This is a genomic window from Burkholderia sp. BCC1047 (genome assembly GCF_902833155.1).
GTDB lineage: Bacteria > Pseudomonadota > Gammaproteobacteria > Burkholderiales > Burkholderiaceae > Burkholderia > Burkholderia sola.
On the sequence record NZ_CADFEH010000002.1, the window covers coordinates 277,373 to 297,757 of the forward strand.

Annotated in this window: 23 protein-coding genes; 16 read left to right on the top strand and 7 right to left on the bottom strand. The window is 67.8% G+C overall.

What is annotated here, in order from left to right; translation table 11 throughout:
• The first annotated feature begins 1 nt into the window (after position 1).
• Entirely contained in the window at positions 2–1,117 is a 1,116-nt protein-coding gene (locus HWX55_RS03215; protein WP_175973897.1) for an amidohydrolase family protein, read from the top strand.
• A 15-nt stretch (positions 1,118–1,132) separates the two neighbouring features.
• Here the strand turns inward: HWX55_RS03215 and HWX55_RS03220 are convergent, their stop codons facing one another.
• From HWX55_RS03220 to HWX55_RS03230, 3 genes are all read right to left on the bottom strand, one after another.
• Positions 1,133–1,609, bottom strand: coding sequence for an SRPBCC family protein (locus HWX55_RS03220; RefSeq protein ID WP_175973899.1), 477 nt, complete (start codon positions 1,607–1,609; stop codon positions 1,133–1,135).
• A gap of 119 nt (positions 1,610–1,728) precedes the next feature.
• Complete coding sequence (locus tag HWX55_RS03225; protein ID WP_050012175.1) at positions 1,729–2,214, bottom strand: SRPBCC family protein; 486 nt, start codon at positions 2,212–2,214, stop codon at positions 1,729–1,731.
• A complete protein-coding gene (locus tag HWX55_RS03230) occupies positions 2,186–2,551 on the bottom strand; it encodes a metalloregulator ArsR/SmtB family transcription factor (protein ID WP_175973901.1) in 366 nt (121 codons plus the stop codon). The genes HWX55_RS03225 and HWX55_RS03230 overlap by 29 nt, the downstream gene beginning before the upstream one ends.
• A gap of 219 nt (positions 2,552–2,770) precedes the next feature.
• On the opposite strand from HWX55_RS03230, the gene HWX55_RS03235 reads away from it, so the two are divergent.
• Entirely contained in the window at positions 2,771–3,301 is a 531-nt protein-coding gene (locus HWX55_RS03235; protein WP_175973903.1) for a GNAT family N-acetyltransferase, read from the top strand.
• A 251-nt stretch (positions 3,302–3,552) separates the two neighbouring features.
• Positions 3,553–4,131, top strand: a complete 579-nt coding sequence (locus HWX55_RS03240; RefSeq protein ID WP_175973905.1) for a hypothetical protein — start codon at positions 3,553–3,555, stop codon at positions 4,129–4,131.
• Between the two features lie 48 nt (positions 4,132–4,179).
• Here HWX55_RS03240 and HWX55_RS03245 read toward each other — a convergent pair whose 3' ends face one another.
• Complete coding sequence (locus HWX55_RS03245) at positions 4,180–4,758, bottom strand: TetR family transcriptional regulator (RefSeq protein ID WP_050012171.1); 579 nt, start codon at positions 4,756–4,758, stop codon at positions 4,180–4,182.
• 342 nt (positions 4,759–5,100) lie between these two features.
• Between HWX55_RS03245 and HWX55_RS03250 the strand changes: the two genes are divergently transcribed.
• Positions 5,101–5,805 carry an SDR family oxidoreductase gene (locus HWX55_RS03250; RefSeq protein WP_175973907.1) on the top strand — a complete coding sequence of 235 codons (705 nt, stop codon included), beginning with the start codon at positions 5,101–5,103 and terminating at the stop codon, positions 5,803–5,805.
• A gap of 57 nt (positions 5,806–5,862) precedes the next feature.
• Here the strand turns inward: HWX55_RS03250 and fabV are convergent, their stop codons facing one another.
• A complete protein-coding gene (fabV, locus tag HWX55_RS03255) occupies positions 5,863–7,065 on the bottom strand; it encodes an enoyl-ACP reductase FabV (protein ID WP_089437238.1) in 1,203 nt (400 codons plus the stop codon).
• A gap of 162 nt (positions 7,066–7,227) precedes the next feature.
• Here fabV and HWX55_RS03260 point away from each other — a divergent pair, with 162 nt between their 5' ends.
• The 6 genes from HWX55_RS03260 to HWX55_RS03285 all read left to right on the top strand — a co-directional run bounded on the left by HWX55_RS03260 (position 7,228) and on the right by HWX55_RS03285 (position 12,792).
• Entirely contained in the window at positions 7,228–7,761 is a 534-nt protein-coding gene (locus HWX55_RS03260; protein WP_050012168.1) for a MarR family transcriptional regulator, read from the top strand.
• Between the two features lie 88 nt (positions 7,762–7,849).
• Positions 7,850–9,169 carry an SDR family oxidoreductase gene (locus tag HWX55_RS03265; RefSeq protein ID WP_175973909.1) on the top strand — a complete coding sequence of 440 codons (1,320 nt, stop codon included), beginning with the start codon at positions 7,850–7,852 and terminating at the stop codon, positions 9,167–9,169.
• Positions 9,166–9,636, top strand: a complete 471-nt coding sequence (locus HWX55_RS03270; protein ID WP_059238660.1) for a DUF2269 domain-containing protein — start codon at positions 9,166–9,168, stop codon at positions 9,634–9,636. Before HWX55_RS03265 ends, HWX55_RS03270 begins: the two co-directional genes overlap by 4 nt.
• A gap of 94 nt (positions 9,637–9,730) precedes the next feature.
• Positions 9,731–10,600, top strand: a complete 870-nt coding sequence (locus HWX55_RS03275) for a DUF393 domain-containing protein (RefSeq protein ID WP_175973910.1) — start codon at positions 9,731–9,733, stop codon at positions 10,598–10,600.
• Positions 10,597–12,096, top strand: coding sequence for a TIGR01777 family oxidoreductase (locus tag HWX55_RS03280; RefSeq protein WP_175973912.1), 1,500 nt, complete (start codon positions 10,597–10,599; stop codon positions 12,094–12,096). Before HWX55_RS03275 ends, HWX55_RS03280 begins: the two co-directional genes overlap by 4 nt.
• A 72-nt stretch (positions 12,097–12,168) precedes the next feature.
• Positions 12,169–12,792: a glutathione S-transferase gene (locus HWX55_RS03285; RefSeq protein WP_175973913.1), complete on the top strand. Its 624-nt coding sequence runs from the start codon at positions 12,169–12,171 to the stop codon at positions 12,790–12,792.
• Positions 12,793–12,858: 66 nt separating this feature from the next.
• Here the strand turns inward: HWX55_RS03285 and HWX55_RS03290 are convergent, their stop codons facing one another.
• Positions 12,859–14,280 carry a serine hydrolase gene (locus tag HWX55_RS03290; protein ID WP_175973915.1) on the bottom strand — a complete coding sequence of 474 codons (1,422 nt, stop codon included), beginning with the start codon at positions 14,278–14,280 and terminating at the stop codon, positions 12,859–12,861.
• Between the two features lie 235 nt (positions 14,281–14,515).
• Between HWX55_RS03290 and HWX55_RS03295 the strand changes: the two genes are divergently transcribed.
• The 5 genes from HWX55_RS03295 (at position 14,516) to HWX55_RS03315 (ending at position 18,678) form a co-directional block, all read left to right on the top strand.
• Positions 14,516–14,935, top strand: coding sequence for an HIT domain-containing protein (locus HWX55_RS03295; protein ID WP_089492911.1), 420 nt, complete (start codon positions 14,516–14,518; stop codon positions 14,933–14,935).
• A gap of 263 nt (positions 14,936–15,198) precedes the next feature.
• The gene (locus HWX55_RS03300) at positions 15,199–15,363 is read left to right on the top strand and encodes a hypothetical protein (RefSeq protein ID WP_162838116.1); all 165 of its coding nucleotides are present in this window, start codon (positions 15,199–15,201) and stop codon (positions 15,361–15,363) included.
• Positions 15,364–15,519: 156 nt separating this feature from the next.
• A complete protein-coding gene (locus HWX55_RS03305) occupies positions 15,520–16,179 on the top strand; it encodes an isoprenylcysteine carboxylmethyltransferase family protein (protein ID WP_175973917.1) in 660 nt (219 codons plus the stop codon).
• A 378-nt stretch (positions 16,180–16,557) separates the two neighbouring features.
• Positions 16,558–16,995 carry a hypothetical protein gene (locus HWX55_RS03310; protein WP_050012159.1) on the top strand — a complete coding sequence of 146 codons (438 nt, stop codon included), beginning with the start codon at positions 16,558–16,560 and terminating at the stop codon, positions 16,993–16,995.
• A gap of 846 nt (positions 16,996–17,841) precedes the next feature.
• Entirely contained in the window at positions 17,842–18,678 is an 837-nt protein-coding gene (locus tag HWX55_RS03315) for a bifunctional allantoicase/(S)-ureidoglycine aminohydrolase (protein WP_175973919.1), read from the top strand.
• Positions 18,679–18,757: 79 nt separating this feature from the next.
• Here the strand turns inward: HWX55_RS03315 and HWX55_RS03320 are convergent, their stop codons facing one another.
• A complete protein-coding gene (locus tag HWX55_RS03320) occupies positions 18,758–19,171 on the bottom strand; it encodes a hypothetical protein (protein ID WP_175973921.1) in 414 nt (137 codons plus the stop codon).
• A 302-nt stretch (positions 19,172–19,473) separates the two neighbouring features.
• Between HWX55_RS03320 and HWX55_RS03325 the strand changes: the two genes are divergently transcribed.
• The gene (locus HWX55_RS03325) at positions 19,474–20,049 is read left to right on the top strand and encodes a hypothetical protein (RefSeq protein ID WP_244140477.1); all 576 of its coding nucleotides are present in this window, start codon (positions 19,474–19,476) and stop codon (positions 20,047–20,049) included.
• Positions 20,050–20,385 lie beyond the last annotated feature (336 nt).

The following is a 20,385-nucleotide window of genomic DNA, read 5'->3' on the forward strand; positions in this document are numbered from 1 at the left end:
CATGACCTTTTCGATCAAGCGGCGCCGGTTGATCGGCGCGGCCGCCGCATCGTTCGCGCTGCCTGCGTTTGCCGACACGGCGGCCCATGATGGAGCTTCACGCATGACGCAAAGCAACTACCTCGCAGTTCGTCCCGACTGGCTCGCGTCGGCGCTCGAACCCGCGCTCGAGCCCGACTTGCCGATCGTCGACGCGCATCATCACTTCTACGAACGGCCGGGCTGGGTCTACATGCTCGACGATTATCTGCAGGACGCGCGCTCGGGTCACAACATCCAGGCGTCCGTCTACATGCAGGCGCAGACGCGTTATCGCGATTCGGGCCCGGCCGAATTGAAGCCGGTGGGCGAGACGGCTTACGTCGCCGGCGTGACCGAGCCGCTTCAGCACGGCCCGGTGGCCGTCGCGAAGGGCATCGTCGGTCACGCGGACCTGCGGCTCGGCGAACGCGTGCGCGACGTGCTGGAAGCGCATGTCGAAGCCGGGCGCGGACGGTTTCGCGGCGTGCGGCACCTGAGCACGTGGGATGCCGATCCGACGCTCGCCAATCCGCTGTCGGCGGTGCCGCGCGGGCTGCTGCTCGATCCCGCGTACCGGGCCGGCGTCGCGCAGCTCGCGCCGCTCGGGCTGTCGTACGACGCGTGGCTGTTCTTCCCGCAGTTGCCCGAATTGTTCGAACTCGCGAAAGCGAACCCCGACACGCGGATCGTCGTCAATCATTGCGGCGGCGTCGTGCGGATCGGCAGCTATGCGGACAAGCGGCCGGAGGTGTTCGCGCGCTGGTCGGCGTCGATGCGCACGCTCGCGCAATTGCCGAACGTGTACGTGAAGGTCGGCGGCCTCGGGATGCGCATCAACGGGTTCGATTTCGAGAAAGGCGCGAAGCCGCCGTCGTCGACGCAGCTCGCGGACGCGTGGAAGCCGTGGATGATGACCTGCATCGACGCGTTCGGCCCCGGGCGCTGCATGTTCGAGAGCAATTTCCCGGTCGACAAGGGCTCGTATTCGTTCGTGAACGGCTGGAACGCGTTCAAGCGCCTGACCGCGCAGGCCGGCGCGGATGAGCGCGACGCGCTGTTTCGCGGCACGGTCACGCGCGCGTACCGGCTTGGCTGACGCGCATGCGCGGCGTCAACCGGCTTCCACCAGCGCCGCGAGCCGCGCCAGCGCCATCTGCCAGCCGGTCTCGTTGTCGGCGGCCGGCACGCCGGGCGGGACGCCGTCGTGCACCGCGTCCACGCGCGTGCCGCCCGCTTCGTCGGACAGCGTGATCGTGATCGTCATCGCGCCGCGCAGCATCGGGTCGTCGGTTTCGAATACATCGATCTCGACGATCCGCTCGTCGGGCACGAGCGTGACGAAGCGGCCGTGATAGGTGTCGGTGTGCGCGGTCGTCTTGCCGGCGCTGCCCGACGGCGCGTCGTAGCTCAGCGACACGCGCAGCGCGCCGCCTTCGCGCGTGTCGTACGCATGCACGCGGCACGTCATGCCGTCGGGCACTTTCCATTGCTCGACCGCGTGCGGGTCGAGCAGCGCGCGGTAGACCCGCCCGCGCGGCGCGTTCAGGTGCCGGCTGACCCGGGTCGAATGCGTGTGCGTGTGCAACATGTCGCCTCCCGCGAAGCGTGCGAGACGGTGCACGCCGGCGCCCGGCGTGTCGTCATGCTTCCTTCAGGAATCCTAGGCGCGGGCGCGGCGGCATGCAATGACCGCACGTGCAGCGGCGTTCAGCGCAGGGTGGCGGCGAACGCGTCGAGCTGCGTGATGCAGGTGTTCCAGCCCTCGAAAAAGCCGAGCGCTTCGTGGCGCTCGCGCGTCGCGGCGTCGGGATGCATCACGCGCGCCTCGTAGCGGCTGCCCGCGTCGTCGTCGGCCATCGTGACGATCGCCGTGAAGCCGAGCCACGGCGTCTGCGGCCGCCAGCCGCCCGCGAGCATCGACGTGAACGCGATGCGCGATTCCGGCACGATGTCGAGGAAGCAGCCGGGGTTGTCGCTCGTGCCGCCGTCGGGGCCGCGCATGAACGTATGGAAAGCGCCGCCCGGCCGCAGATCGAACGCGCGCACCTCGGTGGTCCACGGCTTCGGGCACCACCATTCCTTCAGCAGTTCGGGGTCGGTCCATGCGCGCCACAGCGCGTGGCGTGGTGCGCGCAGCGTGCGCGTGATGACGAGATCGTGGGCTTCAGCGGGGTCGACGTGGCTGGCTGACATCGTGCTCCTCCTGGTGACGGCGTTCGACGAATTCGACGAGACGATCGGATCGTGCTTCCCACTGCGCGCGCTGCGCGGCGAGCCATGCCTCGGCCTCGGTCAGCCGGCTGCCGACCAGCGCGCAGGTGCGCGAGCGGCCGGTTTTCCGGGTCTCCACGAGGCCGCTGCGCTCGAGCACGGCGACATGCTTCATGAACGACGGCAGCGCCATGTCGAACGGCGCGGCCAGCGCGGAGATGGTCCGCTCGCCATGGCCGAGCGCGCTGACGATCGCGCAGCGCGTCGGATCGGCGAGCGCATGGAACACGTCGCTGATGGGGAGGGGAAGGTTATCCATTCGGCTAAGTGTAGGCGATGTCGACACCGCTGCAACGACAATTTTCGTCGCGTACGATGATGGGGCGGTAACGCGCGCCGACCGGGCACGGCGTTGCCGGGCGTCTGTCGCGGGCCGCCGTGGTGGGAGCCTCGACACCCGGCCGGCATTCGTTCCGATCCCGCCCCACGCCGAACCCGCGCGTGCGGCTCAGCTGACTACCTGACTACCGGAGATGGCATGACCGAACCTGTTACCGTCCGTCGCGTCGGCGCGAGCGAAGCGATGGCCTGTGTCGATGCGCTGGCCGACGTGCTGATCGATTGCGTCGAAGGCGGCGCGTCCGTTAGCTTCATGCTGCCGATCGAGCGGGCGACCGCCGTCGCGTTCTGGACGCGCGTGGCCGAAGGCGTCGCGAACGACGAGCGCATCCTGCTCGTCGCCGAGGACGGGGCCGGGCGGATCGTCGGCACCGTGCAGGTCGTGACCGCGCAGCCCGAGAACCAGCCGCATCGCGCGGATATCGCGAAGATGCTCGTGTCGCGGCACGCGCGCCGGCAGGGTGTCGCCGCGCGCCTGATGGCCGCGGCCGAAGCGGCCGCGCGCGACGCCGGCAAGACCGTGCTCGTGCTCGACACGGTGACGGGCGGCGACGCCGAACGGCTGTACGAACGGGCCGGCTGGCAGCGCGTCGGCATCGTGCCGAACTATGCGCTGATGCCCGACGGCGCGCTGTGCGCGACGACGGTTTTCCACAAGCAGCTCGCGTAACGGCATCCGCGATGCATCCGGTCGGGCCGGTGTGGCTTCGGGGAGCAGCCGCCGGCGATATGCATACGGCGCACGTCGCATGACGGGTACGGACGGTGTCAGCCGTACGCGGCATTGTGCCCGGCGTCTCGGGAGTCGCCTCTCGCTCGGCGGCAACCGTCAGGAATAGCAGGACCGGACGCAGCCTCCGTCCGATATATTCACGGTCACGCAGAAACACGCCAACGACACGTCACGCAACCGCCGCCTCGATGAAACGCTCCTATGTCGCTTTCGCCCTCACGGGCCTGCTGGTCGCGCTGCCGATTGCCGCGTATGCGCTCGTCAAGCCGCTGCGCGTCGTCGCGCCCGCGCTGATTCCCGGCGTGTCGTGCCCGAGCGCCGACATCTGCACGGACGATGCCGCGAAGCTCGACGACGCACGGCGGCTCTATCGCGACGGCTACGCGCGCGCGGCCGCGGCCGTCGGCGCGTTTCGGGCTTCACCGCGCGTCGTGTTCTGCTCGACGCGCGCGTGCGCCGATGCGTTCGGCCTCGGCTCGCGCGCGGCGCTGGCGCTCGGCGATTTCGGCGTGGCGATCGCACCGCGCGGCTGGCAGACCTACTTTCTCGCGCACGAGCTGATCCATCACCGGCAGGCGGAAGTGCTCGGCAACGTCGCGGTCGTGACGAAGCCGCGCTGGCTGATCGAAGGGATGGCGTATGCGCTCAGCGACGATCCGCGTCATCCGCTCGCGCCACCGTTCGAATCGTGGCGCGCGCAGTTCGCCGCGTGGAATGCGGCGCGCGGCGCGCGGCCGCTGTGGGACGCCGCGCGGGCGGTGGAATAGCGGGAATGACGGCAATGACGATCGCGCGCGACCGGCCCCGACATGCCGCTACGCCGGCACGGTCGGATCGTCCGGCTGCCCCACGAGCGTGCGCCGCCCCGCGTCGAGGATCTCGTCGGCCAGCGCCGGATCGGTGCCGGCAATCGCGCGCGACAGCACGAGCGCGCCGATCATCTGGCTGAAGACGGCGAGCGCGTCGCGGCGCGCGTCTGCCGAGCCTTCGGCGGCCAACGTCCGCTCCAGCCGGTCGAGATAGCCGGCGACGCCGCGCGTGTAGCAGGCGCGCGCCGCGTCGGTCAGCCGTGGCGCGTCGCCCGCGAAGCCTGACAGCGGGCAGCCGCCTTCGACGTTGTCGCGATGCGCGGTCGACAGGTAGGCCGTCACTTGCTTCGCGACGCTGCCGGCACTCGGCGAATCCGCGCGGTCCTGCATGGCTTTCTCCATCACCGCGGCGACCAGCGCATTTTTCGATTTGAAATGGTTGTAGAAGCCGCCCTGCGTGAAGCCGGCTTCCTTCATCAGTTCCGTCAGCCCGACGGCCTCGACGCCGCGCACGCGAAACAGCCGCTCGGCGGCCGCGACGATCGCGTTGCGGTTTTCCGCGGCCTGTTGTCTCGAGACGCCCATCGATCCCTCCCTCTTTCCCGCAATTGCGTCGATTGGAAAACACAATGGTGATCGCCATTGACGTGCCGACCTCGCGCTGGCACCATGCTTCGCAAAGACGATGGTGATCGACATTGAGATTCAAGTGTAGCCGACTTCGCGGACGAAGCGAAGCAACTCGGCGCAGCATGGATCGAAGTCGGTCGGCGTCCAGGGTGCGGCGAGGCGCGGGCGGCGGGACGGCCCGGCTGGCGGCACCGGCGGTGCAACGGTTCGGTACGCGATGGCAGCGTGGTTTTTCACCGGATTCCGGGCGTGTGGCGAACCGGCGCGCACGGGATTCAATCTCCGAAAGGAAGGGTCATGAAGATCGAAGGTGCAGTCGTTTTCATCACGGGCGCGAACCGCGGGCTTGGCCTCGAGTTCGCGAAGCAGGCGCTCGAGCGGGGTGCGCGCAAGGTCTATGCGGGCGCACGCGATCCGGCCAGCGTGACGCTGCCGGGCGTCGTGCCCGTGAAGCTCGACGTGACCGATCCGGCGGCGGTCGCCGCGGCCGCCGAGGCGGCGCGCGACGTCACGCTGCTGATCAACAACGCCGGCATCGCGCGGCTCGGCAGCCTGACCGACGACGGCGCGGTCGATGCATTGCGCGCGCACCTGGAGACCAACGTGTTCGGGATGCTGGCGATGTCGCGCGCATTCGCGGGAACGCTCGCGGCCCACGGCGGCGGCGCGATCCTGAACATCCTGTCGGTCGCGAGCTGGACGAACCGGCCGATCCTGTCGGCCTACGGCGTATCGAAATCGGCCGCATGGGCGCTGACCAACGGGCTGCGCCATTCGCTGCGCGAGCAGCGCACGCAGGTGATCGGGCTGCATGCTGGCTTCATCGATACCGACCTGACGGCCGGCCTCGACGTGCCGAAAGCCACGCCGGCCGACGTCGTGCGCCAGGCGTACGACGCCATCGAGGCAGGGGCGGAGGAAGTGTCGACCGACGAGTTCACGCGGCAGGTGAAGGCCACGCTGTCGTCGGGCGTCTATCTGGAAGAACCGGCGCCGCGTTGACGCCGCCGGCAGGCGAACCCGCCGCCCGCGCCGTGCGCGCGGCGGCGGATCGACCCGTCAGACCGTCGTGTCGATGATGCCCGGGATCTTCACGTCCGGGTTCACGTCCGCGTCGTAGTCGACGCCGGCGATCTCGAAGCCGAACAGGCGCAGGAACTCGGTCTTGTAGCCCGCGAAGTCGGTCATCTCGTACAGGTTCTCGTTCGTCACCTTGTCCCACATCGCGACGACCTTCGCCTGCACCTGCGGATCGAGCTCCTTGTAGTCCGCGCGCAGGCGGCCTTCTGCGTCGACGTGCGGCGTCGCGCCGTACAGGCTGTCCTTCAGGAGCCCGTACACCTGCTCGATGCAGCCTTCGTGCGTGCCCGTTTCCTTCATCACCTTGAACAGCAGCGACAGGTACAGCGGCATCATCGGGATCGCCGAGCTGGCCTGCGTGACGACGGCCTTCAGCACCGACACGCGCGCATCGCCGCCGTGCGCGGCCAGCTTGTCGCGGATCGACAGCACCTTCTTGTCGAGATCCTTCTTCGCCTCGCCGATCGAGCCGTTCCAGTAGATGTCGTGCGTGATCTGCTCGCCGAGGTACGTGAACGCGGTGGTCTTCGCGCCGTCGGCCAGCACGCCGGCGTCGGCCAGCGCGTCGATCCACATCTGCCAGTCCTCGCCGCCCATCACCGCGACGGTGCCGTCGATCTCTTCCTGCGTCGCCGGCTCGAGCGACACTTCGCGGATCACTTCCTTGTCGGTGTCGAGCCCGCGGAACGTGACGGCCTTGCCGACCGGCTTGAGCGTCGAGCTGATGGTTTCGCCCGTCTTCGGGTGCGTGCGGCGCGGCGCGGCGAGGCTGTAGACGACCAGGTCGACCTTGCCGAGATCCTGCTTGATGGTGTCGATCGTGACCTGCTTGACCTTGTCGGAGAATGCGTCGCCGTTGATGCTGCGCGCATACAGCCCCTTTTCGGCGGCGAATTTCTCGAACGCGGCGCTGTTGTACCAGCCGGCCGTGCCCGGCTTCGTTTCGCTGCCGGCGCGCTCGAAGAACACGCCGAGCGTGTCCGCGCCCGAGCCGAATGCGGCCGAGATCCGGGCGGCGAGGCCGTAGCCGGTCGACGCGCCGATCACGAGCACCTTTTTCGGGCCGTTGGCGATCGGGCCGTGCGAAGTCACGTAATCGATCTGTTCCTTGACGTTGGCTTCGCAGCCGACCGGATGAGTCGTCACGCAGATGAAGCCACGCACGCGCGGTTTGATGATCATGGGAGAACCTCTAGTCAGAAAGGCGGGGACGGCCTGAAATCGGAAAAATCCCGCGCATTGTAAAGGAAGCGGCCGATCGCGGGCGGGCACGGCCGGAACGCGCCGGATCGCCCGGTTATTTCTCTCTTGACAGAAATAACTGAAAAAACTAAATTCCCCACCATGGAACTCACACCGATTGCCGAACGATTCATTCTCCACTGGGGCGAAATGGGCTCGCGGTGGGGCGTCAACCGTACTGTGTCGCAGATTCACGCGCTGCTCTACCTGGCCGGACGGCCGGTTGCGGCCGACGAGATCGCCGAGACGCTCAACGTCGCACGCTCCAACGTCAGCACGAGCCTGAAGGAACTGCAGGCGTGGCGGCTCGCGAAGGTCGTGCACGTGCTGGGCGATCGCCGCGACCACTTCGAGACGTCGACCGACATCTGGGAGTTGTTCAAGCTGATCGTCGAAGGGCGACGGCAGCGCGAGATCGAGCCGACGCTCACGGTGCTGCGCGATTGCCTGACGAATCCGGACATCGCGAACGAGAGCCGCGAGACCGAGCAGCGCATTCGCGACACGCTGCAGTTCGTCGAGACGCTCACGACCTGGTCCGACGAAATGCTGCGGCTCAAGCCCGATACGCTGATGAAGGCGCTCGGCATCGGCGCGAAGATCAGCCAGACGGTCAGGCGCAAGCCGTCGAAGTAAGCGGTAACGGCAGAGCGGGCACGCAGCCCGCTTTTTTTGGGATTTTTATTTCTGTCTGTACAGAAATAACTGTAAATAGAGGATGAGCATGAACGCAGTCTTGCCATCGACCTGTTCGCCCGAGCGCACCGGCGCGCGCGGCATGACCGTGCTCGTCTGCGGCGCGAACGGCTTCATCGGGCGGGCGCTGTGCGCGCGGCTCGAAGCCGGCGGGCATCGCGTGTTGCGCGGCGTGCGCCGCGCGGCCGGCCCGCACGACGTCGCGATCGACTTCGCGCAGGACGTCGATCCGCAAGCGTGGCTCGCGCGGCTGAAGGGCGTCGACGTGGTGATCAACGCGGTCGGCATGCTGGCCGATCGACGCGGCGCGACGCTCGATGCCGTGCATCGCGCCGCGCCGTGCGCGCTTTTTACCGCGTGCTGCCTGGCCGGCGTGCGGCGCGTGATCCAGATCTCGGCGCTCGGGGTCGAACGCGGCGACACGCGGTACTTCGCGAGCAAGCAGGCGGCCGACCGCTTCCTGCAGACGCTGCCGATCGACTTCCGCATCGTGCGCCCCGCGCTCGTCTACGGGGCGGCCGGCGCGTCCGCGCGGTTTTTCCGGATGCTCGCGAGCCTGCCCGTGCACATGTTGCCGGCGGGCGGCCATCAACGGCTGCGCCCGGTGCATGTCGACGATCTCGCCGAAGTCGTGGCGCGACTCGTCGTACAGCCGGGCGATTCGCGGGCGGCCGACAGCCGGGTGATCGACGTGGTCGGCAGCGACGAAGTCGAATACCGCGAGATGCTGGCCGGCTACCGCGCCGCGCTCGGATTTCCGCCGGCGGCCCGCGTGACGCTGCCGGGCCCGTTGGTCGGCGCGGCGGCCGCACTGCTCGGCACGCTGCCGGGGGCGATGCTGACGCGCGACACGTGGACGATGCTGCGCGGCGGGAACACCGGCGACCCGGCGGCCGCCACCGCCATGCTGGGCCGGCCGCCGCGCGGCCTCGGCAGCTTCATCGGCGCGGAAGCCGGCGCATTGCGCCGCGACGCGCTCGCGATGTGGCGGCGCCCGTTGCTGCTGGGCGCACTCGCGATCGTATGGATCTGGACGGCGATCGCCAGCGCATTCATCCATCCGCTGCGCGCGAGCCTCGCGCTGCTTGCGGCTGCGCACCTGACGGGCCTGCCCGCGCTGATCGCGCTTTACGCGGCCAGCGTGCTGGATTTCGCGTTCGGCATCGCGACCGTCGTCGCGCCGTCGCGGCGCCTGTGGGCTGCGCAGGCGGCGCTGATCGTCGCGTACTCGGCGGTCATCGCAGTCACGATGCCCGGCCTGCTGGCCGAACCGTTCGGCCCCGTGCTGAAGAACGTGCCGATCCTCGCCATCCTGTTGATCCTCTATTCAGAAGAAGAACACGCATGAATACCTATCTCGTCATCAAGGCGCTTCACATCCTGTCTTCGGTGCTGCTGGTCGGCACGGGGTTCGGCACCGCGTTCTACCTGTTCTTCGCGAACCGCACGCGGTCGGTGCCCGCGATCGCGGCCGTGTCGCGGCTCGTGGTGCGCGCGGACTGGTGGTTCACGACGCCGGCCGTGATCTTCCAGCCGGCGTCCGGGCTGTGGCTCGCGCATACGGCCGGCTGGCCGTGGCATACGCCGTGGCTGCTCGCGTCGATCGTGCTGTATGCGGTCGCCGGTGCGTGCTGGCTGCCGGTCGTGTGGCTGCAGCTCGAACTTGCATCGATGGCGAAGCTCGCGCACGCGAACGGCGATGCCGCGTTGCCCGAGCGCTACTGGCGCTATGCGAAGCGCTGGGAACTGCTCGGTTATCCGGCGTTCTTCGCGATGCTGACCGTGTACTTCCTGATGGTGGTCAAGCCGATGTAAGCCTGTCGCCGTCGCGCGGGAGCGGCGGCGTACGCGGGACAGCAGTCAATCGATCGATTCATGATGCTTGCAATAACAAGAAGGAGTGCGAAGCATGAATGCCAATGAATTGGTGCTGTACTTCGACGGGCGATGTCCGTTATGCGTCGCGGAAATCCGGCGTCTCGGCGCGCGGGACGCGCGACACCGGCTGGCGTTCGTCGATATCGCCACGCCGGGTTTCGATCCGGCGCCACTGGGCGTCGACCTGCCCGCGCTGAATCGCGAACTGCATGCGCGCCTGCCCGACGGACGCATGCTGACCGGCGTCGACGGCATCGCGGTCGCCCATGCGCTGGTTGGGCGTCGCTGGTTCGCCTGGCTGCTTCGCGTGCCGACGATGCGTGCCGTGTTCGCGCCGCTGTATCGCCGCCTCGCACGCAACCGGTACGCGGTATCGCGCTGGCTCGGGTATCGCGCAGAAGCCTGCTGTGAAGGCGACGTGTGCGGCATCGGCAGGAACGCCGAAAGCGTGGCGGTGAATCGCGCGCCGCGCGACACCCCACGCCGCATCGTCGTGCGCTGGATGTACGCAGCCGCAATCGCGCACCTGCTCGTCGGCGTGGTGATCCCGTGGATTGCCGGCGCGCCGTGGCTCGACGCCTATCACCGCGACATCGAGTGGCATTTCTGGACGGGAGCCGCGCCCGAAGCCGCGCGCGCCCAGCAGGTCTGGTGGATGTCGCTGCTCGGCGCGACGGTGCAGTGCGCGTCGGTCTGGATGCTCGCGCTCGTCCATCTCGGCAACCGGCTGCGGAAACGGGAAGTGTGGGGCTGGCTGCTGGCCGGCCTGTCGATCTGGGCGCCGCAGGACATGCTGTTGTCGTGGCAGGCGCAGGCGTGGGGGCACGTGGCGATCGACGTTGCCGCACTCGTCGCGATGGCGCCGCCGCTCGTCTGGCTTTGGAGGAGGGATGCCGCATGAATACGTTGCCTGCTTTCGACTGGGCGCTCAACCTGCTGATCGTGCAGGGCGCGATGGGCGCATTCGACACGCTTTATCACCACGAACTCACGCAGGACCTGCCGCACAGCCCGCGCGCGCGGCTCGAGCTGGCGATTCACGCGGTGCGGTCCGTGCTGTACGGCCTCGTGTTCGCGTCGATTGCGAACGTCGCGTTTCACGGCGCGTGGGTCGCGGCGCTCGCGACGGTCGTGCTCGTCGAAGTGGTGCTGACGTTGTGGGATTTCGTCGTCGAGGACCAGAGCCGCAAGCTGCCGGCGACCGAGCGCGTGCTGCATACGCTGCTGGCCGTCAACGGCGGTGCGTTGTTCGGGATGATCGCGATGCAACTCGCCGTGTGGGCGCACGAGCCGACCGCGCTGCACGCGATCGACGTCGGCTGGCGCGGCTGGCTGCTCAGCCTGTTTGCCGTCGGCGTGACGGTGTCGGGCGTGCGCGACGGGATCGCCGCATACCGCATCGCGCCACGCGCGCCGGCCGCCAACCCGTTCGCCGGGCAGCGGCCGGGCAATGTACTCGTTACCGGCGGGACCGGCTTCATCGGCGAAACGCTCGTGAACCAGTTGCTCGATGCCGGGCATACGGTCACGTTGCTGGCGCGCGATCCGTTGCGCGCGGCTTACCTGTTTCAAGGCCGCGTGCGCAGCGTGACGTCGGTCGAGCAGCTGCAGCCGCACGAGCGCTTCGACACGGTCGTCAATCTCGCCGGCGCGCCGGTGCTGGGCGCACGCTGGAGCAAGCGCCGGCAGGCGCTGCTGCTCGCCAGCCGCGTCGGCGTCACGCAGGCGCTGATGCGCTGGGTCGAGACCGCCGAGGTCAAGCCGCGCACGTGGATCCAGGCGTCGGCGATCGGCTACTACGGCGTGCGGCCGGGCGACGAACGGCTCGACGAGAGCAGCAGTACCGGCACCGGCTTCATGTCCGAGCTGTGCCGGCAGTGGGAGCAGTCCGTACAACCGCTCGAGCGCCACGGCGTGCGCGCGGTGGTGCTGCGGCTGGGCATCGTGTTCGGCCCGGGCGGCGCGTTACGCCCGATGTTGCTGCCGCATTACGTCGGGCTGGGTGGACGATTCGGCGACGGCGCGCAGGTGATGAGCTGGATTCACCGCGACGACGTGCTGCGGATCGTCGCGCGGGCGATGTCCAATGCGGGCATGCATGGCGTCTACAACGCGGTCGCACCGGTGCCGCTGACCCAGCGCGCGTTCGTGCAGGTCGTGACGAAGGTGCTGCGCCGCCCGGCGTTTCTGCACGTGCCGGCCGCGCCGCTGCGCGCCGCGATGGGCGAGATGGCCGAGCTGCTGCTGGACGGGCAGCGCGTGGTGCCGGCACGACTGCATCAGGACGGATTCATGTTCCGCTTCCCGACGGCCGAGCACGCGCTGCGCGACCTGACGAATCGGCCGCACACCGATTTCGCGCCCGCGGTCTGCCGTTTCCCGCGAGGTCGTGTATAAATTCGGCGTGAACGCGTTCGGCGTGTGCCGTGCGCGCCGAACGCTCCGCACCCGACCTCACAAGGAGACTGCATGCTGCACGTCCTCGGCAAGATTCCGTCCATCAACGTTCGCAAGGTGCTGTGGTTGTGCACCGAACTGAACCTGCCGTTCGAACAGGAAGACTGGGGCGCGGGCTTCCGCACGACCCACGATCCGGCCTACCTCGCGCTGAATCCGAACGCGCTCGTGCCCGTCATCAAGGATGACGATTTCGTGCTGTGGGAATCGAACACGATCATCCGCTACCTCGCGAACCGCTACGGCGGCGATGCGCTGTATCCGGCCGAGCCGCAGGCGCGTGCGCGCGTCGACCAGTGGATCGACTGGCAGGGCTCGGACCTGAACCGCTCGTGGGTCGGCGCATTCCTCGGCCTCGTGCGCAAGTCGCCCGACCACCAGGATCCGGACGGCATCGCGCGGTCGATCGCGGGCTGGACGACGCACATGCGCGTGCTGAATGCGCAACTCGAAAAGACCGGCGCGTACGTGGCCGGCAACACGTTCACGCTGGCGGATATCCCGATCGGTTTGTCGGTGAACCGCTGGTTCGGCACGCCGTTCGAGCATCCGGACCTGCCGGCGGTGTCGCGCTACATCGAACGCCTCGCGACACGCGAAGGGTTCAAGCAGTACGCGGGCAGCGCGAATCCGTAAGGTAGCGCTTGAAGCGGCGGCGCTACTGCCGCCGCCGCATCGCGTCCAGCGGGCAAGCGCCCGTCGTCACGCACCGGGCGCCGGCATCGCGTCGAGCACGCGCGCGAGAAACGCCTCGTGATTCCACGCGGCTTCCGGCCGCGACAGCCCGAGCCGCACGACCACCAGCTCGCGGCTCGGCACCACGCTCACGAACTGGCCTTCATGGCCGACCGCATGAAACGCATCGGCCGGCATCGCGCGGGCATTCGGATCGCGATCGTTGAACGGCTCCGGCACCTTCACCCACAGCTGCGCGCCGAATTCCTGCCGCGTCGACTGCGGCGTCGCGCGCGTCAGGTAGCGCACCCAGCCTGCCGGCAGCAGCCGCTGCCCGTTCCACACGCCGTCCTGCAGCAGAAGCTGCCCGAAGCGCGCCCAGTCGCGTGCGTTCGCATACATGTACGACGCGCTGACGAGCGTGCCGGACGCATCGGGCTCGAACACCGCGCTGCGCATCCCGAGCGGCGCGAACAGCGCGCTGCGCGGAAACGCGAGGTAGTCGGCGTCGCTGCCGCCCAGCGCTTCGCGCATCACGCGCGCGACGATCGCGCTCGTGCCGCTCGAGTACGACCACTGTGCGCCGGGCGTCGCGACAAGCGGCTTCGCCGACGCGAACCGCGCGGTATCGGGCTGCGTGAACAGCATCACCGCGACGTCGGACAGCGGGTCGTCGTAGTCCTCGTTGAATTGCAGGCCGCTCGTCATCCGCAGCAGCGCGTCGAGCGTGATGGCCGCGCGCGGATCGCCGCTGCCGCGCCATTCGGGCAGCAGCGCCGACGCGTCCGGCGACAGCTTGTGCCGTGCGACCAGCGTGCCGACCAGCGCGGCCGTCACGGTTTTCGTCATCGACCAGCCGGGCAGCGGCGTGTCGGCCGTGAAGCCGGGCGCATAGCGTTCGGCGATCACCTGGCCGCGCCACATCACCACGACCGCGCGCGTGCGCCGCGGTCGCGCCGGATCGGGTTCGTCGAACGCGCGGTCGAGCGCGGTCTGCAGCTTGCGTGCGTCGATGCCGGCGGGCGGCGTGGCCGGTGCGGGTGGGTCGGGCGGTGCGACCGGCGGATCGGGGAGGGCCGGCAACGCGGCCGGCAAGGTGGCCGCCGCCGCACCGGTCGGGGCCCCGAGTGCGAGCGTGCAGCCGAGCCCGGGCCGGAAGTCGGCTTCGCGTTCGGCGAAGCCGGCGAAGGTCGCTACCGCGCGATGATGGTCGGGATCGAGCGACGGGCGTACCAGTTTCAGCAGCGGATGGACGCCGGCCATGATGTCGACGTCGATCACGGACGCGGCCGGGCGGCCCGACACGAACACGCCCGAGCACAGCGCCTTGGCCGCATAGCCGGTCGCGATCGGCGCGAGCCGGGACAGCATGTAGCCGGTGTAGCCGATCGCGGCGACGAGCGCGAGCGCGACACCGCGCAGAATCAGCTTCTTGAGGGGGATCGTCATGCGCGAGCGTCCTCGGTGGCGTGCCGGCCGGCAACGATGCGGCAGTGTCGCAGGTTCGGGCGATGCGTTGCAATCGCGGCTGCGTGACGCGTGACGACGGCCGCATACAGGCGCGTTGCCGCCCGCTCGACGATTCGGCACGCGTCGCGCGAGTTGATATCGGGCCGGCCGTCGGCCGATAATCGTCCGGCATTGCTGTCCCAGTCCCCCTGTCCAATCGAGATCGGAAAACGCCATGTCCTACGACAACAACAACCCGTTCGCCAAAATCCTGCGCGGCGAACTGCCGTGCGTAAAGGTCGCCGAAGACGACGCGACGCTCGCGATCATGGATCTGATGCCGCAGGCCGACGGTCACGTGCTCGTGATCCCGAAGGAGCCGGCCGCGCAGATCTTCGAGCTGTCCGGCGATGCGGCCGCGGCCGGCATCCGCATGACGCAGCGCGTCGCGGCGGCGGTGCGCGCGGCGCTCGAGCCGGATGGCGTGTTCATCGGCCAGTTCAACGGCGCGGCCGCCGGCCAGACGGTCCCGCACGTGCATTTCCACGTGATTCCGCGCTGGGAAGGCGCGGAGCTGCGAATGCACGCGCGCGACATCGCCGACGCCGCGACGCTCGAAGCGCTCGCGCAGCGCATTCGCGCCCGCTTCGTGTAACAACCCGTCCGCACCCGGTGCAGCGGCCTTCCACCGGCCGGCCGCTGCGCCGCCAGAGCCCGTTTCAGCGGTCACACCAGGTAACACGTGTAACCGCCCGGGAAACTCGGCCGGCCGGGCCCGGCGCTAGACTCCGCGCATTGTTTCATCGAGCGACAGGAGGGGCGGATCGCCTCTTCGTGCCGGCCGTCGCGTGGTGCGGCGACACGCGGCGGCGCGGTCTTCGCGAGATGCCGTTCGTCTTTCGCGCCGGGAACCGAGCCATGTCCAGACTTCTCATCACGCTTGCCCTGATCGGCGGCCTGTCCGGCTGCTATGTCGCGCCGCCGTACGGCTACGCGCCCGCGCCGGCCTACTACGGCTATGCCCCCGCGTATTACGCGCCGCCCGTCACCGTCGGCATCGGCGGCCACTTCCACATCCGCTGATCCGTCGCAGCACGCCGGCCGCGGCCATACCGGCCCGGTCGGCTGCCGTTGGCCGGACGATGCCCGCGCGTTCGCGCGCCGCATCACGGTGCTGCACGGCGCGCGGGCTGCGCGGTTCCTATACTTCACAGGAATGCGTATCCCCGCGAGGCCGTCATGACAGCCACCCGCAAGGTCATCGTTCTGTCGAGCCTGTCCACGCTCGTCTATCTCGGGCTCGCCGTGCTCGGCATCGGCGGGTTCGCTGCATTCTTCTCGCATCCCCAGCTGACCGTCGTCGCGCTCGCGACGCTCGCGATGGCCGTCGCCGCGCTGTTCACCGAAGGCAACCTGAGTAGCGGCGAGCGCGAGCGTCGCGACAACCGCTGGGTGCTCGCGGCGTTCGCGGTGAGCGGCTTCCTGCTCGCGTACCTGCCCGCGCTGACCGACCGGCTCGACGTCTGGACCTTCGGCGGCGACACGGTGCGCTGGATCGGCGTCGCGCTGTACCTCGTGGGCGGCGTGCTGCGGATGTGGCCCGTGTTCGTGCTCGGCAAGCGCTTCAGCGGGCTCGTCGCGATCCAGCCAGGCCATACGCTCGTGACCGGCGGCATCTACAGCCGCATCCGCAATCCCAGCTATCTGGGCCTGGTCGTCAATTCGTTCGGCTGGGCGCTGGCATTCCGCTCGGGCGTCGGCGTGCTGCTGGTCGTGCTGACGCTCGTGCCGCTCGTCGCGCGAATTCGCTCGGAGGAGGCATTGCTGCGCTCGCAATTCGGCGCCGAGTACGACGCGTACTGCGCGCGGACGTGGCGGTTGCTGCCCGGCGTGTACTGACCCTCGTCGTCTTCCCCCTGATCGTCGTTCGGCGGCCCGCGCGCGGCATGTACGGATGTGTTGCCACGTGTGTCTCGAATGTGCGGCCGCATGCATCGCCGGCCTGTCGCGATGCGGGGCCGGAACCGTGCCGAAGCCAATACCGGCAAGGGTTTCAGGCGGATTCGGCGGGCCCGCTTATCGTCTGTTATTCGTAAACAACTTGTTACCACAATGTCCACGGCAGGAATGCGGGACCGGTGCTATTCTTCGCCGCAAGCTCGTTGAAATGAATTGGTCCGCGGTTCGGCACAATGCCTGGCCCGACGTCGATCGATTCAGATCGTCGTACCGAGCGGACCTCGATAACCAGAATTGCGAACAAGGAAGAATACGGGAATGTGGAAGAAAATCGCCCCCGCTCTCGTCGTCGCCGCGTTGACCGGCGCGACTGCACTGCCGGCAATGGCCGGTGACTTGAACAACGCGCTCGGCGGCGCGCTCGGCGGGGTTGCCGGCGCAGCGGTCGGCGGCGCGGTCGGCGGCAGCACGGGCTCCGTCATCGGTGGCGCGATCGGCGGCGGCGCCGGCGGCGCGGTGACGTCGAACCGTCGCGAGCGCACCGGCGCGATCATCGGCGGCGCCCTCGGCGGCGGCGCGGGTACCGCGGCAGGCAACGCGATGGGCGGCCGCACGGGCGGCCTGCTGGGCGCGGCCGTCGGCGGCGGCGCCGGCGCGGCACTCGGCGGCAACATGTCGCGCAGCTCGTACGATCGCGATCACGGCGACCGCGGCTACCATCGCCGCAAGCATCGCCACCACCGCGACTGGGACTGATCGCCGCTGGCGCAGCCCGGTGCGCGACCCGCGCACCGGCGCGCCGACGGCGTCGGCATCCCGACGCGAGCCTCAGCCCGGCACTCTGCCGGGCCGCTTCGCCGGCCGGACCGGCGATTCTCCTCCGGCTTCATCAGCCGCTGCCATGTGCCCGATCGACGGGCCGGCAATCCTCCTTCCGCTGTTTTCTCCGTTTCTCGACGGCACCCGTTGCCGCGTCCGAACGTGCGCGGGCAGGGTCGGCCGAATGCCGTCCACTTTTCCTTCGACACGTCGGCTCGTTCTGACGTGACCGCATCCCGTGACCATGCCGTAGCGATCAACTGCCGCGCACGTATCGACTGCCTTCGATCCGCGTAATGGGATGCATCGAGACCGGCGCTTTGCCCGCTGCGTTGTCGTGGACGGACCCATCGCGCGAGCGTTCGCAACCGTCAGGATTTCCCCGATAGCCGGCGCGCCCGGCAACGCTTCCCCACCGCACATCGCGGGCGCTGCTGGGTAGTGGGAAATCGAATGCATGTCATCGCAACATTTAATTGGTCGATCGAGATCGACTTCGCTATCGTCGGCGATGCTCGCGTACCGAGTCGAACCGTGCCGCCATCCGCGCCTCGCTGCCTGATCGCGAGGGCCGCGGCCTGACCGCCGGCCCGACCATCCGGGCCGCCGCGTCCGCTCGACGGACGGACCCGATGCGAAGCCTGGCCGACCGACCGAAGGCGCATGCGCTTTCAAGCCACCCCGGCAACGACGTCCCGCCGTCGTCTGCGCGTTTCACGCGCAGGCGAACCGCCCGATGCCGTTTGCGCCCGGGGCCGGACCAACCCATTGCCTGGATGCACTATGTCTAAGACAACGTATTACGCGCCGCATGGCGGCCACCCGCCGCAGACGGATCTGCTGACCGATCGCGCGATGTTCACCGAGGCGTATGCGGTGATCCCGAAGGGGGTGATGCGCGACATCGTCACGAGCTGGCTGCCGTTCTGGACCCACACGCGCCTGTGGGTGATCGCGCGCCCGCTGTCGGGTTTCGCGGAAACCTTCTCGCAGTACATCGTCGAAGTGAATCCGGGCGGCGGCAGCGACAAGCCCGAGCAGGACAAGCACGCCGAAGCCGTGCTGTTCGTCGTCGAAGGCGAAGCGGAGCTGACGCTGCAGGGCAAGCAGCACACGCTGAAACCGGGTGGTTACGCATTCATTCCGCCGGGCGCGGACTGGACGCTGCACAACGTCAGCGATGCCGCGGTGCGTTTCCACTGGATCCGCAAGCACTATCAAGCGGTCGACGGCATTCCGCTGCCGGACGCGTTCGTGACGAACGAGCAGGACGTCGAGCCGATCCCGATGCCTGGCACCAACGGCGCATGGGTGACGACGCGCTTCGTCGACATGAGCGACATGCGTCACGACATGCACGTGAACATCGTGACGTTCGAGCCGGGCGGCGTGATTCCGTTCGCCGAAACGCACGTGATGGAGCACGGCCTGTACGTGCTGGAAGGCAAGGCCGTTTATCGACTGAACCAGGACTGGGTCGAGGTGGAAGCCGGCGACTTCATGTGGCTGCGCGCGTTCTGCCCGCAGGCATGCTATTCGGGCGGGCCTGGGCGGTTCCGTTATCTGCTGTACAAGGATGTGAACCGTCACATGAATCTGACGCTGAACCCGGCGCGCTGAAGCGCGGCGCAGGTCGGATATGAAAGCCCGTCGGTGTTTGCCGGCGGGTTTTTTTCGGGTTCAGCGTAGGTTCAGACAGTCAGCGGATAGGCTGTCCGACAACCCGAGCCCACACCGCCCGAAGGCGTCGCGCGCGGTCTTCGAAGAGATATGAGGCCGCAAGCGCCAAGAGACCCGAAATCGCACCCGTCACGATGTGCTCGACGTAGGGGATGCGGTAATGACTCGTGTGCGAGTAGGCATCGCCCAACGTCGTCAGCACGCCAACGATCAGCGCATTGCCGTATCGATGCGCGTAGAGTTTCGAGACAGGCGTGAAAGTCAGAAGTATCGCCAGGAGCCCGGTCAGCAGACCCGTATGAAAGGCGATGGTCCAGTGGGCAACGCTCATGACGTTTCCCCAGCTCCCGGGCATGCAGGTCATGCACGCGCTGGTCGGCTGCCAGAAGCGCTGGATAAACAGTCGGACGCGGTGCTTCCACTCGGTTGACATGATGCGTTTCCATCAATGCCGTCGTCACGGTCGGCGTCACTACACGTAAACGGGTCGGCTGTGCGCCGTAGAGGGCGGGCAATCGCCTCGATATCGGGGAATACTACTCCACGATCGGGCGGCTGCTGTTTCGAGCGAGGCCAGGGTCGACGCTTGCGTCTATCGGTGCGCTTGCGCACGAAATCGACGGCTGGCGCCTCTGAAGCGACAGTGGCGGATACCCAATGCGGACATTCACCTGCCCCATCGATCGTTGAGCAACGTATGACACAATTATCTTTTGGGGCGGACGGCGACATTGTGTGAAAAATACTCAAGCTGCGGCCAACATTGCTCAAACCGGCCGGTTAGGGACGGCCTTTCCTGCAGAGCTTCGCTCCGACGTGACCGTCGTCACGGATTTGATTCGGCCCAGCGCAGCGAGTCATCCCGGATCGTCAGTCATTGTTCGAGGTGAATCACTCAATATCCCATATCGAATCCACCACGATTGCGACGACACGCTATTTGCTCGACTGAACGAGGTTCAGGCGGCGATCTATGCGTGTGTGTTGACGAGACACCTCGACGGACATGTACGTCAGCGCCATATCGAGCGGCTGGTCACGTCATCCGAACCTTGGATTGCGCCGTTCGTCGTGCACCTCTCCGGTGAGTATGTCATTGAAATCCTCGCCACGATCGAAGCGAACTTGCCGTTCATGGACCAGAGCGTTTACGGAGCGTTCTTCCGGGACAACCCGGCGTTCTTGAGCCGAACGCACGATCGCATGATCAGTTATTGGGACTGCTACTATCGCTGGCGATACAAGCGGACACTCGATTACGTTGGATTCCGGATATTTGAGCGATTCCGCGAATGGTGTGCTTGCGCCTAGCGACGGGCAAAGATCCAGTTATGGCCTAGGCGACAATCTGGTGTCGGCATTGGCGTGTCCGCCGCATCGTTCATCCCGACGCACGCGGCGAGCGTACTCAAGCCATTGTGGAAATACGGCTACATTCATCGGCTCGGCTCGCCCATGCGATTTGTCTCACAAACCGAAATTGCCGAGAAGTGCTCCTAACCCGCTTATGGCCGGTAAAGAGACGTCGGAGTTTAACGAGAAAGCACCTGAGTGATGTACTCTCGCACCCCGTCGTTGGGCTCTGCGCGGAGGGCGTCATTGAGTGTCGCCTCGGCGGCCGTCGGCCATCTCTCCTTGCCCGCAGAA